Below are 14,332 nucleotides of genomic sequence, written 5' to 3'. Positions count from 1 at the left end.
TGACAAGCTTGCGCTGAGAGCTTTTTACACCATTCAAATTGTTCTCTGAGTACCTTGCAATATTTGTTGAGGTCATATCTGTTAATCCCTTTGTTATCCATCCAGTATCTGAGGCACGAATTCCTAACAAAACGAGCAGTACGAATCATCTTATCCAAGATCGCGTACTGCACGTCTGTTCCTCGTAATTTTGCCTCGAATACTAGCATGGCGGGATTAAATCTATTGTCGTTAATTTTAACATAGGACACCAGGGATTGTAAAAAGCGAGTACCGAAGAGTACCCGCTTTTTACTGTACACCCCCTCTTCCCTATCTCCCAGCAGGTTTCTGGATTAAAGCACACTGATGTAACTCCCCATTGGGCATCGTTGTACCACTTAAGTTCGCCCCTTCCAGATTTGTCTGACTCAAATTCGCCCCCTGCAAGTTAGCGCCACTGAGATTCGCCTCACTCAAATTCGCTCCCTGCAAGTTGGCATCACGTAAATCTGCCCAACATAAGTTAGCCTGATTTAAATTAATTTGACTCAGGTTCGCCCCTTGTAAGTTTTCTCTGGTAAGATTAACACCGCTTAAATCCAGCCCCGCCAGAGAGACATTAGGTGCAATTAAATAAGCACCGATTTGTTCAGGATCAAACGCTTCAGGAAAACAAGTTTGCCGATTATACAGACTGCTTTGCCAGTTCACTTGCTCCAGATTTGCCTCACTTAAATCAGCCTCAAATAAATAACAGCGACTCAGATTGCTGCGACTGAGATTAGCGCCAATCAATAAAGAACCTCGCAAATCCGCGCCCAATAGGTTAACCTGGCAGAGGTTAGCACCATTGAGATCAGCACCCATCAAGTGGACGAAACTCAGATTAGCACCACTTAAATCCACACCCGTCAACGTGGCAAAACTCAAATTTGCCGCCACTAAATTCGCTCCCATCAAATCAGCACCACTCAAATCAGCACCTCGCAGATTTGAGTGGTGCAAGTCAACACCCTGCAAATTGGCATTATGCAGGGTAGCACGACTCAAGTTTGCTTGGACTAATTTAGTTTGACTCAGGTTGGCATAAGTCAAATCTACCGCTCTCAGAGTGGCGCCCATCAGGTTGACTCCATTTACGTCGATGAGAAAAAAATCCCGTTCGCCTGCGTTGTATCTGCTCAATAGTTCATCAGGGTTCATCTGCATCTACCTTTATTTATTTTTGGCTAACCCTTAGCCGTCTCGTTGCTGAGTTTGTACCGTCAATACCAATCTTTTCTCTACCAACACTTGAAAGGCTGAGTAGAGATCTTTATGTCGGTATTAATCTATGGGATGCTTTGGTGGCATTAATGGCAACTTGACCGACTTGAGTCATGACTTGACGTAGATGCCCTGACCTGATTTATTTTATCGACAGATTAATCATAGTATCAATTTTCAGATTAGGAACAAAAATGGGTTCATTTTGTTACTTATTTTTGGGTGATGGGAATATGTCCAGGTTGAATCGTAACCCGCTCAAACGGAATCCCAATTTGAGTCAGTAACAAACGTACCTTATAGCAGTTTCCGGACAGTAAAAAATCGTATAGTTTCATCAGCGGAGATTCGACAGCGCAGGAACGCTTGATAAAATAACACTTGAACTTGATAAAACTGTTCATCACGAACATTATATAAAAATATAACAAAACCTTAAACAATCAGGTTTAAGAGTTGTTAAAAGCTATTGAATGGTGATGTAATTCAGGTACAATTTTCCCTTTACTAAGAATTGCGAATTCGAGCAGTGAGATGACAACCACAAAAGCCTTGCAATTTATGCGGAGAACCGCAGAAGATGAACAGCTACAGCAACACCTAGGGGAAGTGCTAGGGGTTGGCGATGGCGATATCAGTAGTCAGTTTGAACTGGATCAGGCAGAAGCCGAAGCCTTAAGGGGCGATCGCGCCCCCTTAGTCGTCAAGTTAGCGTCCCAGCAGGGGTTTGATTTTTCTGTTGACGATTTAAGAACCGTCGTTGATGCGTTTGGGCGATATCAGTTAGGAGAACTGTCTGAAGCAGAGTTCTCGCAACGCATTGGATTATCCAACCTCGATCAAGGAACAAAAGAGAGTATTCCCTCGATTAAAAAGACATTAGAATTTGTCTATCGGGGAACTCGCTATCAACGAATTAATGGGAAACTCGTCCCGGTGATCCAACCCACTAATTCTACGCCCAGTGTTCTGCAATTTATGCAAAAGACATCGGAAGATCAGGGCTTACAACAGCAATTAGCCACCCTGTTGGGCGTTGGCGATGGGGATATCAGTAGTCAAATGGAACTCGATGTCCAAGAAGCCGAAGCCTTAAGGGGCGATCACGCCCCCTTAGTTGTCAAGTTTGCTGCCCAACAAGGGTTTAACTTTTCCGTTGAAGACTTAAGAACAACGGTAGATGCGTTTCAACAGTATCAATCAGGCGAAATATCGGCTAACGATTTCTCAAAGATTATTTGTGTATCCAACCTAGACCAGGGGACAAAAGAAAGTATCTCCTCAATTACCCAGACATTAGACTATGTTTATCGGGGGACTCGTTATAAACGCATTAATGGCAAGCTAGTCCCCGTAAACGAATCGGTGAATTCTACACCCAATGTCCTGCAATTTATGCAGAAAACGGCTTCCGATCCCGAAGTCAAACAAAAATTAGGAGCATTATTGGGAGTCGGTGACGGCGATATTAGTAACCATTCCGAATTGGATCAGCAAGAAGCCGCTGCGTTAATCGGCGATCGCGCCCCGTTAGTGGTGAAATTTGCGGCTCAATATGGGTTTGACTTTTCCCTTGAACAACTCACAACGGTTGTTGATGCCTTTGTGCGATATAAATCCAATGAACTATCCGATCAAGACTTAGCTAAAATTCTGGGATTTTCTGATCAAGGGACACCAGCAAGTTTACCCTCAATTAAACAAACTCTAGAGTTTGTCTATCGCGGAACTCGTTACCACAAAATTAATGGACAATTGGTTCCCGTGGAAAAACCAGCAACGACTGTTCCCAAAGTGTTACAGTTTATGCAGAAAACCGCCGAAGATAAACAATTCCAACAACAACTGGGAACATTACTCGGTGTGGGCGATGGAGACATTAGTAGTTATTCAGAACTCGACGCCGCAGAAGCACAAGCCCTCACGAATAATGCCCCGGTGGTGGTGGAGTTTGCCGCCAAGCAGGGTTTTGAGTTTTCCAAAGAGGATTTAATTCGGGTTGTTGATGCGTTTGCACAGTATCAGTCGGGTGAATTATCTGAGAAGGAGTTCTCCAAAATTATTGGCTTTTCCAGTCAAGGAACGAAAGAAAGTTTTCCTACCCTCAAAAAGCTCGTCAGTTTTCTATCGGGTGGTGCGGGTTCCCATAACTAATACAAAAAAGTGCAAGAGTAATAGGTAAAGGGAGTGTGTTTTTACCCCTTCTCCCTTAACCGAATAGTATTGGATGTAGAGGCGGGTTTTACTACTATTGTTTCGGTTGCACCCCAATGCAACTAAACCCGCCCCTGTCCACCCACTAGGTGGGTTTTAAATCAATTGGTATAAACAACAAACCTCGTTGCCCAGAAAAGCCAAGAAAACTCCCCCATCACCCCATTATTTGATTCATCACAGATTCAAATCCGTCACCGCACCCACACTACTAGACGCCACTAATTTGGCATACTTCGCCAGCACTCCTGTGGTATACCGAGGTTTGGGCGGTTGCCAATTGGCGCGGCGTCGTTGCAGTTCCTCATCAGATATATTAAGTTGTAACAATCGCGCCGGGGAATCAATCGTAATCGAATCCCCTTCTTCGACTAACGCGATCGCACCCCCAACAGCGGCTTCTGGGGCAACATGACCGACTACCATACCATAAGTGCCACCGGAAAAGCGACCATCGGTAATTAATCCGACACAATCCCCTAACCCCGCACCAATAATTGCTGATGTTGGCGCTAGCATTTCCCGCATTCCCGGACCCCCTTTTGGTCCCTCATAACGCACCACAATCACATCACCGGCTTTAATCTTACCCGCCAAAATCGCATCCAGACAATCTTCCTCAGATTCAAAGACTCGCGCAGGACCGGTGATTTGGGGCGTTTTCACTCCGGTAATCTTCGCCACGGCGCCTTCGGTTGCCAAATTTCCTTTTAAAATGGCTAAATGTCCTTGGCTATAGATAGGATTATCCCAGGGACGAATTACATCCTGATCCCTTCGCGGTTCGTCGGGCACCTCGGCTAATACTTCCCCTAGGGTTTTCCCGGTAATGGTTAATGCATCACCGTGTAACAAATCATGAACCAGGAGCATTTTCATCACTTGCGGAATGCCCCCAGCTTGATGTAAATTTGTGGCGACATATCTGCCACTGGGTTTAAGATCACACAGAACCGGAACTCTGGCGCGAATGGTTTCAAAGTCATCCAGGGATAACTCCACGCCAATCGCACGCGCAATTGCCAATAAATGCAATACAGCATTTGTTGATCCGCCCACTGCCATAATTACAGAAATGGCATTTTCAAAGGCTTGGCGGGTTAATATCTGTTTGGGTAGAATCTGCTGACGAATCGCATCAACCAGAACAAACGCTGATTTTTCTGTACTGTCGGCTTTTTCGGCATCTTCCGCCGCCATCGTCGAGGAATAGGGTAAACTCATCCCCATGGCTTCAAATGCCGAAGACATGGTGTTAGCCGTGAACATCCCCCCACAGGAACCTGCACCGGGACAAGCATGGCGTTCTACTGCAAGCAGTTGTTCTTCAGTAATCTTACCCGCACTATGTTGTCCTACCGCTTCAAAGGCGCTGACAACCGTTAAATCTTGTCCATCCAGATGTCCGGGTTTAATCGTCCCCCCATAGACAAAGATAGCGGGGATATTCAGACGCGCGATCGCAATCATTGCCCCTGGCATATTCTTATCACAGCCACCAATTGCCAGCACCCCATCCATACTTTGACCATTACAGACGGTTTCAATCGAGTCAGCAATCACTTCCCGTGACACCAGGGAATATTTCATCCCCTCGGTTCCCATGGAGATCCCATCGCTAATGGTAATTGTGCCAAATACTTGCGGCATCGCCCCAGCTTGTTTTAATCCGGCTTCTGCCCTTAGCGCTAAATCATTGATGCCCATATTACAGGGCGTGATTGTACTATATCCATTGGCTAACCCGACAATCGGCTTGGTAAAATCGCGATCGCTAAAACCGACAGCACGCAGCATAGCACGATTTGGCGATCGCTGAACGCCTTGGGTAACGACTTGACTTCTCACATTGTCTGGCATTGGCTTACTTTCCTTCGTCATTTGTCATTTGTCAAAGAAGAGGGAACAGGGAAAACGGACCAGGGAACGGGCAATGGAAAAGCGTCTGTAGGGGCGGGTTTTACTACTATCATTTCTTGCCTCACCCAGATGCGAGTAAACCCGCCCCGACTGAGTTCCAAACGTAGCCGACTACGTCTCTACACACCCCATCACCCCATCACCCCATTTCCTACCCTGCTACAGGACAATTTCTTCATTATCACTCACGGACTCACCAATCATGAATTCCTTAAGGTAAACTTGATGCTTTAATCGCCTTTGATGCACATCTACCTAGGCAATCACAATACAATTATGGATGCCGATGAACTGCTGAAACGATATGCAGCAGGGGAACGGGACTTCAGAAAAGTTAATCTTAGGGGCGCCTCCCTGATTGGCGTTGATCTGACTCAAGCCAACCTGCGAGGAGCAGACTTAAGCCAAAGCAATCTGACGGGGGCGTTTCTCAAACTGGTCAACTTTCGAGAAGCGAATCTCAATCAAGCTACGCTACAGGGAACGGATTTAAGCGCCGCTAACCTCATTTCCAGTAACTTGAGTCAAGCTAATTTTAGTGAAGCCAATTTAATCAATGCTAATTTGCGAGCCTCTACTTTGAATGGTGCTAATCTGAATCGTGCCAATCTGTCGGAAACAATTCTGAGTGAGGCGATACTCCGGGATGCTAACTTAAATCAGGCAAAATTGATAGACGCTTCACTCAGCCGCACGAATCTTTCTTGTGCGACGTTAATGGGTGCCAATTTAGAAAAGGCGAATTTTACGAATGCCATTCTCCTAGAGACAAACTTAAAAGAGGCAAATCTGAGCAAAGCCCTTTTACATAGTGCTAACTTTACCCGGGCAAACCTAACTCAGGCAAATTTAAGTCGGGCGATTCTTAATGGCACAAACTTGACCCAAGCGATACTCATAGAGGCTAATTTAAGAGGGGCGAATATCAGTTGGACAACCCTACGCGGCGCTAATCTCAGCAAGGCAAATTTATATCGAGCTAAACTGTGTTGGTCTAATTTAACGGATGCAATTTTACTAGAAACTGTTTTGCTTGATGCCAATATGGATCAGGTTAACTTGCGCGGTGCGACGTTAACGGGTGCTATATTACCTGATGGATTAAATTATGAGTAATTTGCTCTTTTGCCTTTTGCCTTTTGCCTTTTGCCTATTACTGGTATACTATCAATGATTGCGATCAAAACCTGGAAACGATTTGGACTATTTGCCCTGTTGGGATGGCTGTTGAGTTGGCTGGTAAGCTGTAGCCCTGCCCCGACACCCTCCGCGTCTGGAGAATTAGAGTTCTGGACGATGCAGCTTCAGCCTCAGTTTACGGAGTATTTTAACCAAGCGATCGCGGATTTTGAAGCCGATAACCCAGAGGTTAAAGTACGATGGGTGGATGTCCCTTGGGCAGAAATGGAGCGTAAAATCTTAACGGCTGTATCGGCAAAAACGGCACCGGATGTGGTTAACTTAAATCCTAGCTTTGCCTCCCAGCTTGCCACTCGTAATGCTTGGTTAGACTTAGAGGGAAAAATTCCTGATGAAATCCGGCAGCAATATTTACCCAAAATCTGGCAAGCGAGTACAATTGATAATCAAAGTTTTGGCATTCCTTGGTATCTGACTACACGGGTGACGATTTACAATCAGGATTTACTCAAACAAGCCGGAATTAGTCAACCGCCAACAACTTATGCTGAACTGGCAGAGGTGGCTCAGCAAGTGAAAGATAAGACGGGGAAATATGCCTTTTTTGTTACCTTTGTCCCCAATGATTCCAGTGAAGTGTTGGAATCTTTTGTGCAGATGGGCGTGCAGTTAGTTGATGAGGAAGGAAAGGCGGCGTTTAATACGCCAGAAGGAAAGGCGGCGTTTAAGTATTGGGTAGATTTGTATCAAAAAGGACTCTTACCGCGAGAAGTTCTCACCCAAGGACATCGGAATGCGATTGAATTATATCAAGGGGGGGAAACGGCTTTGCTGGCGTCGGGGGCGGAATTTTTAAAGACAATTGAAACGAATGCGCCGGATATTGCTAAAGTATCGGCGACATCTCCTCAAATTACCGGAAAAACTGGGAAAAAGAATGTGGCGGTGATGAATTTAGTGATTCCACGGGATACGAACAATCCAGAGGAAGCTTTAAACTTTGCTCTATTTGTGACTAATACCGAGAATCAGTTAGCCTTTGCTCAAGCGGCAAATGTTTTACCGTCAACCATTGAAGCAGTGGAACAGTATCAAGCTCAATTGTCAAGTAATCCGAATGCTTCCCCGGTGGAACAAGCGCGGGCAATTAGTGCTAGTCAGTTGACAGAGGCGGAGGTATTAGTACCGGCGATGAAGGATTTAAATAAGTTACAAGCCGCGATTTATGAGAATTTACAGGCGGCGATGTTAGGCGAAAAGGAGGTAGAAGAAGCTGTAGCTGATGCAGCCCAGATGTGGGATATTCGTTAATTGTCATTTGTCATTTGTCTGACATAACTGTAGAGTGGGCAAGCGTTATAAAAGTATAAACAATGGTTATATTGTGGCAAGTTTCGCCCTCGTCGTCTAAACTATAGTTAGTAGACATTCCCGCAAAAGAAGGAATCTAAAACCCGATGGTACTTAATTCTTTAATCAAGGAAAACTATCGCATTAAACATCCTTATTATCGTCTGCGTTTATGGCTAGAAGGACTGCACAGTAAAGATAAGATTGTTATTTATCAAATGGGTAAGGTTGGTTCAACTACAATCTGGAAAAGCCTTCAGTCTTTAAATCTAAATATTCCCATTTATCATATTCACAGCCTAAATCATGAGAGGATTAGGAAAGCTATAGAAACAGACCAAGCCAATTATCGAAAACTACACTTCATGTATCCTGAAACTCTTCACTCAGAATACTTGCGAAGTCAACTGGATCGCAAGAATATAGTTAATCCTTGGAGTGTGATCACTCTCGTCAGAGACCCTATTGCTAAAATATTATCTGGTTTTTTTCAAAAACTAGAAGGAGAACTCCTATTAGGGTTTGACTACAGAAAAAAAATCAAAGCAGAAGGCGATACAAAAATTGTGCAAGAAATTATTGAAGGCTTTTACAAAGAACGGGTTGAAAATCCCAGCCGTATACACCCATTTGAGTGGTTTAATTTTGAGTTGAAAGATCATTTGAATGTTGACCTATTTGCTGCATCTACCTTAGCCGGTAGGAATTACTATATTGACAACACTAAGCTAGCAAGAGTTCTTTGGTTAAAGTTGGAATCTCTAAATGATTCATATCAGAGTGCGTTTAAAGATTTCTTGGGCATCCAAAACTTTAATCTTGTTCAGGCTAATGTAGGCTTAAATAAGCGATATAAAAATCTCTACAAAATTTTTCTGAGGAATGTTAATTTGCCTGTTGACTATCTCGATAACATCTATCAAACAGAATTAGTTAGGCACTTCTACTCAAAATCTGAGATTGAGCAATTTTATCAACGATGGAAAAGTTATTAGGTTAGCTTAAAAACGAAACAACTTCTGAACCTTCCAAACATTACAATAGTGCTGTGTCGGATACGGTGAGGACTCACCTGCTTGCTGATTCCAGCTTGCATCGTTGCTCTTGGTATAAAGCGCAACTACGAACCAAGAAAATAACCGACGAGATAAAGAGAACCGCACAGGACAATGGTAGAATCAGAAGCGGTGGCTGTCGCCGCTTGCAGTCCAGCCTCTAAGTTAGGATAGGTGTGACAATCGGCAAGATTAGGACAAACCGATCGCGCGATCGCAGCTAGTTCTTCTGGCTCGGCTGAGCTATGATCAGGCACGGGGACAAGGTAGAGGCGATCGCGCGATCGCAGTAATGCCCGGAAAATCCCCTCATGCTCTTTGGTTGAGAGTATCCCCATTACCCAGGTTACAGGGGTATGTAGCCTATCCACATACTCACGCAAACCTGTCGCCGCAGCGGGGTTATGGGCGCCATCTACTAGCAGGGGATGATTATGCCATTTTGTCCATTGTAAGCGTCCTAACCATTGCGTCTTTGCCATCCCGGAAACAATAGCAGCATCAGGGATATGCCAGCCTTGGTGAATCAGGGATTGACAAGTCGCGATCGCCACAGCAGAATTCGTTAGCTGAATCTCCCCCAGCAAGGGTAATGGATAGGTTATCCCCTGATAATTTGCCCATCTTCCTGAATGGGTGATGGGGGATTGGGCGAAGCATTCGCGTTGGGATGTTGGCAGAAAACCGAGATATTTAGGCGCGAATGCTTCGCCCCTACCAATTATCTCCCCCACCTCCGCCGCCGCTTCTACCCAGGTTACCGGACAATTTAACTGCTCGATGCGAGATTGAACAACGGCTTTGGCTTCTGGGGGAAGGGGGGCGATAATCGCCGGACAATTGGGTTTCAGGATACCCGCTTTCTCGGTAGCGATTTGGCTCAGCGTGGAACCTAAAACCTGCCAATGTTCGCGGCTAATCGAAGTAATAATTGTCGCCAAGGGATGATCACAAACATTGGTTGCATCCAAGCGCCCCCCTAACCCCACTTCAATCACCGCAATATCCACTTGTTCCTGAGCAAAATATAACCAAGCCGCCGCCGTGATCACTTCAAACTGCGTCGGGGAATCTTCCGTATCTGGGGGAATCGCCGCTTGAACTTGTTCCAGCAGGTTTACCAGTTCTGCAGTAGAAATGGGGTGTTGATTGATACAGATTCGTTCTGTCCAATCGATTAAATGAGGAGATGTATAGCGTCCAACCCGATAACCCGCTTCACTGAGAACCGAGGAAACATAGGCGCACACAGAACCTTTCCCATTGCTTCCCGCCACATGAATGATGGGAACACGCTGATGGGGATTACCCAAAGCCTCCAGGAGTCGCTGGATGCGTTCTAAACCCAGGTGAACACCAAAGCGTTGATAGGGTTGCAGCAGAGAATTAATATTAATATCCATACACCAAACTCGTAGGGGCGCACCGACGTGCGCCCTTGTCAACTTAAGCTAAACCCCTCACCCCCAGCCCCTCTCTATCCCCCCTAGCCCCCCTTTGAAAGGGGGGGAAATTTGAAAGGGGGGGAAATGAGGAGGGTAGGGGGACGGAAGGGGGATCTAAAAATGACGAAGAACTAATAACAATACTTACCATCTCGGTTTGATTTTGGATTCTCCTTCGCCATTCGTAATGTTCCCAAAAGGGTAGAAACAAATACACAACGTTTGGTTTTCCCTCCCTGCTTCGTGGTCAACGTTAACCGCCCGAAGGGAGGTGTCACATGACCTTTGAAGTTAAATTCAACCTTATACACGCCATCACTAAATTTTAGAGTAGTCTCGTCATCTATGCGAATATTGGGGTCAAGACTCTGCCAATGGGCTGTCGCTGGCGTAACCGTTTCAGGATGAACCGCCCACTGTACAATCTGATCCTGTTCCCGAAAGCTAGCTTGCCAATCCACTTTCTGTAGCTTAGCGTTACTTTTCGCCGCTTGCATCGCTTGGTAAACTTCGTATTGCGCTGTATTTAAACGCTGTCTATTCGTAAAGTGTAGCCAAGCGGGGGCGGCGATCGCACCCAATATCCCAATCATGAAAACGACTATCGTTACCTCCATTAATGTATATCCCGCCGTGGCGTTAGGTTTGGCGTTTATTAATTGATTGTTATTCAACATTTCAGTTACCCTGAGCCCATCAATGTGTCATGTATCAGGAGTGTCAGGCTGTGCATGTAGTCACCCATTTTTATGAGCTAATCCCTAAACCCACAATCAATGAGTCAAACCGGTTACTATCTGCAACTTAAGCAGTTCCAGGTTACAAAACTATCCGTCAAGAGAGCATTTTACTCCCTAAACGCATCAATAATCGGCTACAACTCTCTAAAAATTGGATGCTCCTCTGGCAACTCCTTTTTGATATTTTGCGACAAGAGTTTTTTGATGAACAGGGGAATGTTAGAAATGTTTATTTAATAAATCCTTACGTCTTAAAAATTAATAGGACTTCACAAATTAACGGATCTTGGAGGTAATATCAACTTTGATTAATCACTGCTGACAATTGTCTCCTTGTTCCAGTGCCATTGAGCCAATGATTGTTTTGACGACGACGCAGCGAGCTGTAGACTCAATGGGGTCACCATTAGATTTGGGTACGGCTACGGTAATACTAATACCATCACCAATATCTGGATCTTGACCATCAACAGTCCCTAGATTACCTTGGTAATCAAAAGTGATTGTTCTTGCCGTCGTAAAACTACAATCAGAATTGTTTGCTTTTTTATTAGCTTTACTGCTATCAATATTGGAGCAGAGAGTAACCTGTTCGGGTTTGATGTCTAACCCTTGACTTAAAGGTTTCCAAGTGTTGCTATTGTTGGCTAGATTAATCGCTTGACCTGCTCGATCTTCTGTCGGGTAAACAGCCACTTGGGGAAGTGTTCCAGCCGGGTTTCTAAAACTAACGCTATAACTCAGTTGTGTCCGCTTCGCTTCTTGCTGAGCCTCCTGTAGAGCACTCCATACCCCATCATTCACTTTCGCTACCCGTTGACGATTGACAAAAGCTAGCCAACCCGGAGCGGCAATAGCGGATAGAATAGCGATCATCAGCACAACCACAATCAGTTCCAGAAGACTGAATCCGGCTTCACCTTGGGTTGAGTCTTTCGGGTGCATGTCAACTTTGTAGGTTGGGTTGAGGAACGAAACCCAACTTATCCGGTTAGCTGGAATATTGCGTGCAAACCTGACATGATCCCAGTCTTCCCGCCTAGGGGGTTGAGTTTGACCCATGGCTTGTTTTGAGCGACTTTTTAATAAGGTTGATTTATTCATAATCTATCTTTCTTTTTTCATTGATCATTTGAAAGTACAGTGTTTGGCAATAACCAATGACGGGTAATGGATACTCTTTATAGAATAGCTATTCTATAAATCCTAGCCCTTGCACAGTAATCGTTGCCTCAGGAAAATAGGGAGAATCCTTAGAATATTCTGCCTCATTTTGAATTCTTGCGAGGGCATTGCCTCGCAAGTAGACGTGAGCCAGTTCCCTTTCTGTGTCTACGCAAGCGAATAAGCTAGTCAACCCATTGTCAGGGAGAGTGTTTAAGTCTTTTGACGTTTTTGGTTCTTCTTTGTCTTTTTCCCGCTCTCCTAGTTTCCCATTATCCAATCCCAGAGGCGATAGGCAATAATCTGCTGGAACAGGTTTAAGATCTGCGTTTTGTGATACTTTAGTTTGATCAATGTAATCAACTAATACGTTAGTATAGCCTCGAACTTCAGCCTGTGTAATTGGACCCCCCTTCGGCTGCCACGCATTCATTGACTTTTCAACAGACTGGCCTCTTTTTAGTTCAAAAAGCTGAAATTTTGGATCAGGGTTATTAATATATACATTAGGATCAGAATTAGTAGGGTCTCTAATTCCGTCTCTAATTTCAAAGCGAGCAATTCTTGCTGCGTCTGACCAATTATCATTATTTCCACCTTCAATCAGGGAATAGACAACTAGTGAATAGACAAAGTGATCATTACATTGTCTTTCCTTATCTGCTTCGGTATTTGCTGTACAAGACTTACCTGTGGTTTCAAAATCACTACTGACAGCATTCGGTAAATTTTTCCGCTTCCAAAATGCTAAGACAGGCTTACCGTCCATCTTAAGATTCTCCCCAATTCCCTCATCACCTGTTCCCCGAAGACCCTTACCATCATAGATGTAAACAGCTTGCTCTAAATCGCGAGCGATGTAGTCAAGGGCGGATTGCAGTTCCTGTTCTGTCGCCGATTTGGCTTGTTCTCGGCGATCTGTGGCGAGGATGTTGATCATGAAGCCGAGTAGCGGCGTGATCACTAAAGCGGCTAAAATAACCGCAACGAGGAGTTCAATCAGCGTAAACCCCTTGGCTTTTTGGGCTGACCCTGAGCCTTTGCGCTGAGCTTTAAAGATTGATTGAATTGCCTCTCTCATGACATCCTGCTCCGTAAAAGTTACTCAAAACGCGGACATTTTTTGACCCTTCACGTCCCTCAAGGGAACCGAGTTTTGAATTTGTTCTCTCTGCTGAGTTGTACTAGCAACCCTGCGTATCATTGTCGGTACATATTGCTCGATACTCACCAAGCTCGTCTTCCCCTACAGGAATCTCCGTTGACATGATCACCAAGGGGGCTTGTTCTTTGCTTATACCCGTTCCCCCGGTAAAACTCGATTGAGTCGAAGCAGCGGTAAATCCCTCGGTAAACTTAGAGATAAACGAATCAGCCCGGTAGACACGCACCCCTAACTTGTAATTTGGATAGACTTGATTGGTCACTCCACCTTGAGTGGGAATTTTGCCGAATGCCTGAATGATGAAGTCTTTAGAGGTGCTGCAGTTATTATCTGCATCCCCATCTACACAGTAAAATACAGAGTCGTTTGATCTGGGTTGGGTACAATAGACCTTGGTAGAAGGGCAATTGGGAGCTGCTTTAGTTGGAGGAGCAACTTGATTCAAGTTGTCGTCTGAAGTACTTGCCGCATCCTCTGTAATCGCCTCATGAGTTCCTTCTGCATCCTCAGTATCCGTCGGTCCAAAGGGAATCGCTCCAGTTCTCACCCCATCCAGATAGGATCTTGCGGCTTGAGTGGCAAGTTCCACCCGTTTGGCTTGAACCCGCGTAGCCACTGACAGCGTAATTACAGGTGCCAACCCAATCATCAGAATCGTTACCACAATAATCGCTACTAACGATTCAATGATAGTAAAACCAGACTGACTTCCTTGGCGGGATTTCCCCCCCTGGCGGGGGTGATGATCACCGCCAGGAACCTTGACGGAAGGATTCAAGGTAACTGGCTCTCGATAAGTCAGTTGCTGAAGGGCAAATGATAGCGGGGAATATCCGCGATTCAATTGCCTTGGATTTTGTTGCATCTGCTTGGGCTTGTTCATGGTTTAAT

The 14,332-nt window shown here is 45.0% G+C and carries 11 protein-coding genes and 2 pseudogenes; 4 read left to right on the top strand and 9 right to left on the bottom strand.

Annotated elements, in window-relative coordinates:
* The 3 genes and pseudogenes from ACLGGO_RS18665 to ACLGGO_RS18655 form a co-directional block, all read right to left on the bottom strand.
* Positions 1-209 (bottom strand): annotated as a pseudogene (locus ACLGGO_RS18665) (RNA-guided endonuclease TnpB family protein); the annotation flags it as partial.
* A 103-nt stretch (positions 210-312) separates the two neighbouring features.
* Entirely contained in the window at positions 313-1,185 is an 873-nt protein-coding gene (locus ACLGGO_RS18660; protein ID WP_446420434.1) for a pentapeptide repeat-containing protein, read from the bottom strand.
* Between the two features lie 308 nt (positions 1,186-1,493).
* A pseudogene (locus ACLGGO_RS18655) lies at positions 1,494-1,589 on the bottom strand (glutathione S-transferase family protein); the annotation flags it as partial.
* 193 nt (positions 1,590-1,782) lie between these two features.
* On the opposite strand from ACLGGO_RS18655, the gene ACLGGO_RS18650 reads away from it, so the two are divergent.
* The gene (locus ACLGGO_RS18650) at positions 1,783-3,402 is read left to right on the top strand and encodes a Nif11-like leader peptide family natural product precursor (protein ID WP_446420433.1); all 1,620 of its coding nucleotides are present in this window, start codon (positions 1,783-1,785) and stop codon (positions 3,400-3,402) included.
* Between the two features lie 237 nt (positions 3,403-3,639).
* Here ACLGGO_RS18650 and ilvD read toward each other — a convergent pair whose 3' ends face one another.
* Complete coding sequence (gene ilvD, locus ACLGGO_RS18645; protein ID WP_446420436.1) at positions 3,640-5,322, bottom strand: dihydroxy-acid dehydratase; 1,683 nt, start codon at positions 5,320-5,322, stop codon at positions 3,640-3,642.
* 303 nt (positions 5,323-5,625) lie between these two features.
* On the opposite strand from ilvD, the gene ACLGGO_RS18640 reads away from it, so the two are divergent.
* From ACLGGO_RS18640 to ACLGGO_RS18630, 3 genes are all read left to right on the top strand, one after another.
* Positions 5,626-6,498 carry a pentapeptide repeat-containing protein gene (locus ACLGGO_RS18640; RefSeq protein WP_446337319.1) on the top strand — a complete coding sequence of 291 codons (873 nt, stop codon included), beginning with the start codon at positions 5,626-5,628 and terminating at the stop codon, positions 6,496-6,498.
* Between the two features lie 54 nt (positions 6,499-6,552).
* Entirely contained in the window at positions 6,553-7,833 is a 1,281-nt protein-coding gene (locus tag ACLGGO_RS18635; RefSeq protein WP_446420432.1) for an ABC transporter substrate-binding protein, read from the top strand.
* A gap of 146 nt (positions 7,834-7,979) precedes the next feature.
* Complete coding sequence (locus ACLGGO_RS18630; RefSeq protein ID WP_446420431.1) at positions 7,980-8,867, top strand: putative capsular polysaccharide synthesis family protein; 888 nt, start codon at positions 7,980-7,982, stop codon at positions 8,865-8,867.
* A 125-nt stretch (positions 8,868-8,992) separates the two neighbouring features.
* On the opposite strand, the gene ACLGGO_RS18625 is transcribed toward ACLGGO_RS18630, so the two are convergent.
* The 5 genes from ACLGGO_RS18625 to hpsB all read right to left on the bottom strand — a co-directional run bounded on the left by ACLGGO_RS18625 (position 8,993) and on the right by hpsB (position 14,324).
* Positions 8,993-10,324 (bottom strand): bifunctional folylpolyglutamate synthase/dihydrofolate synthase, encoded by a 1,332-nt coding sequence (locus tag ACLGGO_RS18625; RefSeq protein ID WP_446420435.1) that lies wholly within the window; start codon positions 10,322-10,324, stop codon positions 8,993-8,995.
* A gap of 179 nt (positions 10,325-10,503) precedes the next feature.
* Complete coding sequence (locus tag ACLGGO_RS18620) at positions 10,504-11,049, bottom strand: pilus assembly FimT family protein (RefSeq protein ID WP_446420430.1); 546 nt, start codon at positions 11,047-11,049, stop codon at positions 10,504-10,506.
* Positions 11,050-11,424: 375 nt separating this feature from the next.
* Complete coding sequence (locus tag ACLGGO_RS18615; RefSeq protein ID WP_446420429.1) at positions 11,425-12,216, bottom strand: pilus assembly FimT family protein; 792 nt, start codon at positions 12,214-12,216, stop codon at positions 11,425-11,427.
* Between the two features lie 88 nt (positions 12,217-12,304).
* The gene (gene hpsC / locus ACLGGO_RS18610) at positions 12,305-13,357 is read right to left on the bottom strand and encodes a hormogonium polysaccharide secretion pseudopilin HpsC (RefSeq protein WP_446420428.1); all 1,053 of its coding nucleotides are present in this window, start codon (positions 13,355-13,357) and stop codon (positions 12,305-12,307) included.
* 103 nt (positions 13,358-13,460) lie between these two features.
* A complete protein-coding gene (gene hpsB / locus ACLGGO_RS18605; RefSeq protein WP_446420427.1) occupies positions 13,461-14,324 on the bottom strand; it encodes a hormogonium polysaccharide secretion pseudopilin HpsB in 864 nt (287 codons plus the stop codon).
* Positions 14,325-14,332: the final 8 nt, after the last annotated feature.

The organism is Coleofasciculus sp., from assembly GCF_046565525.1.
Taxonomy (GTDB): domain Bacteria; phylum Cyanobacteriota; class Cyanobacteriia; order Cyanobacteriales; family Coleofasciculaceae; genus Coleofasciculus.
This window is presented reverse-complemented; position numbering and strand designations above follow the sequence as displayed.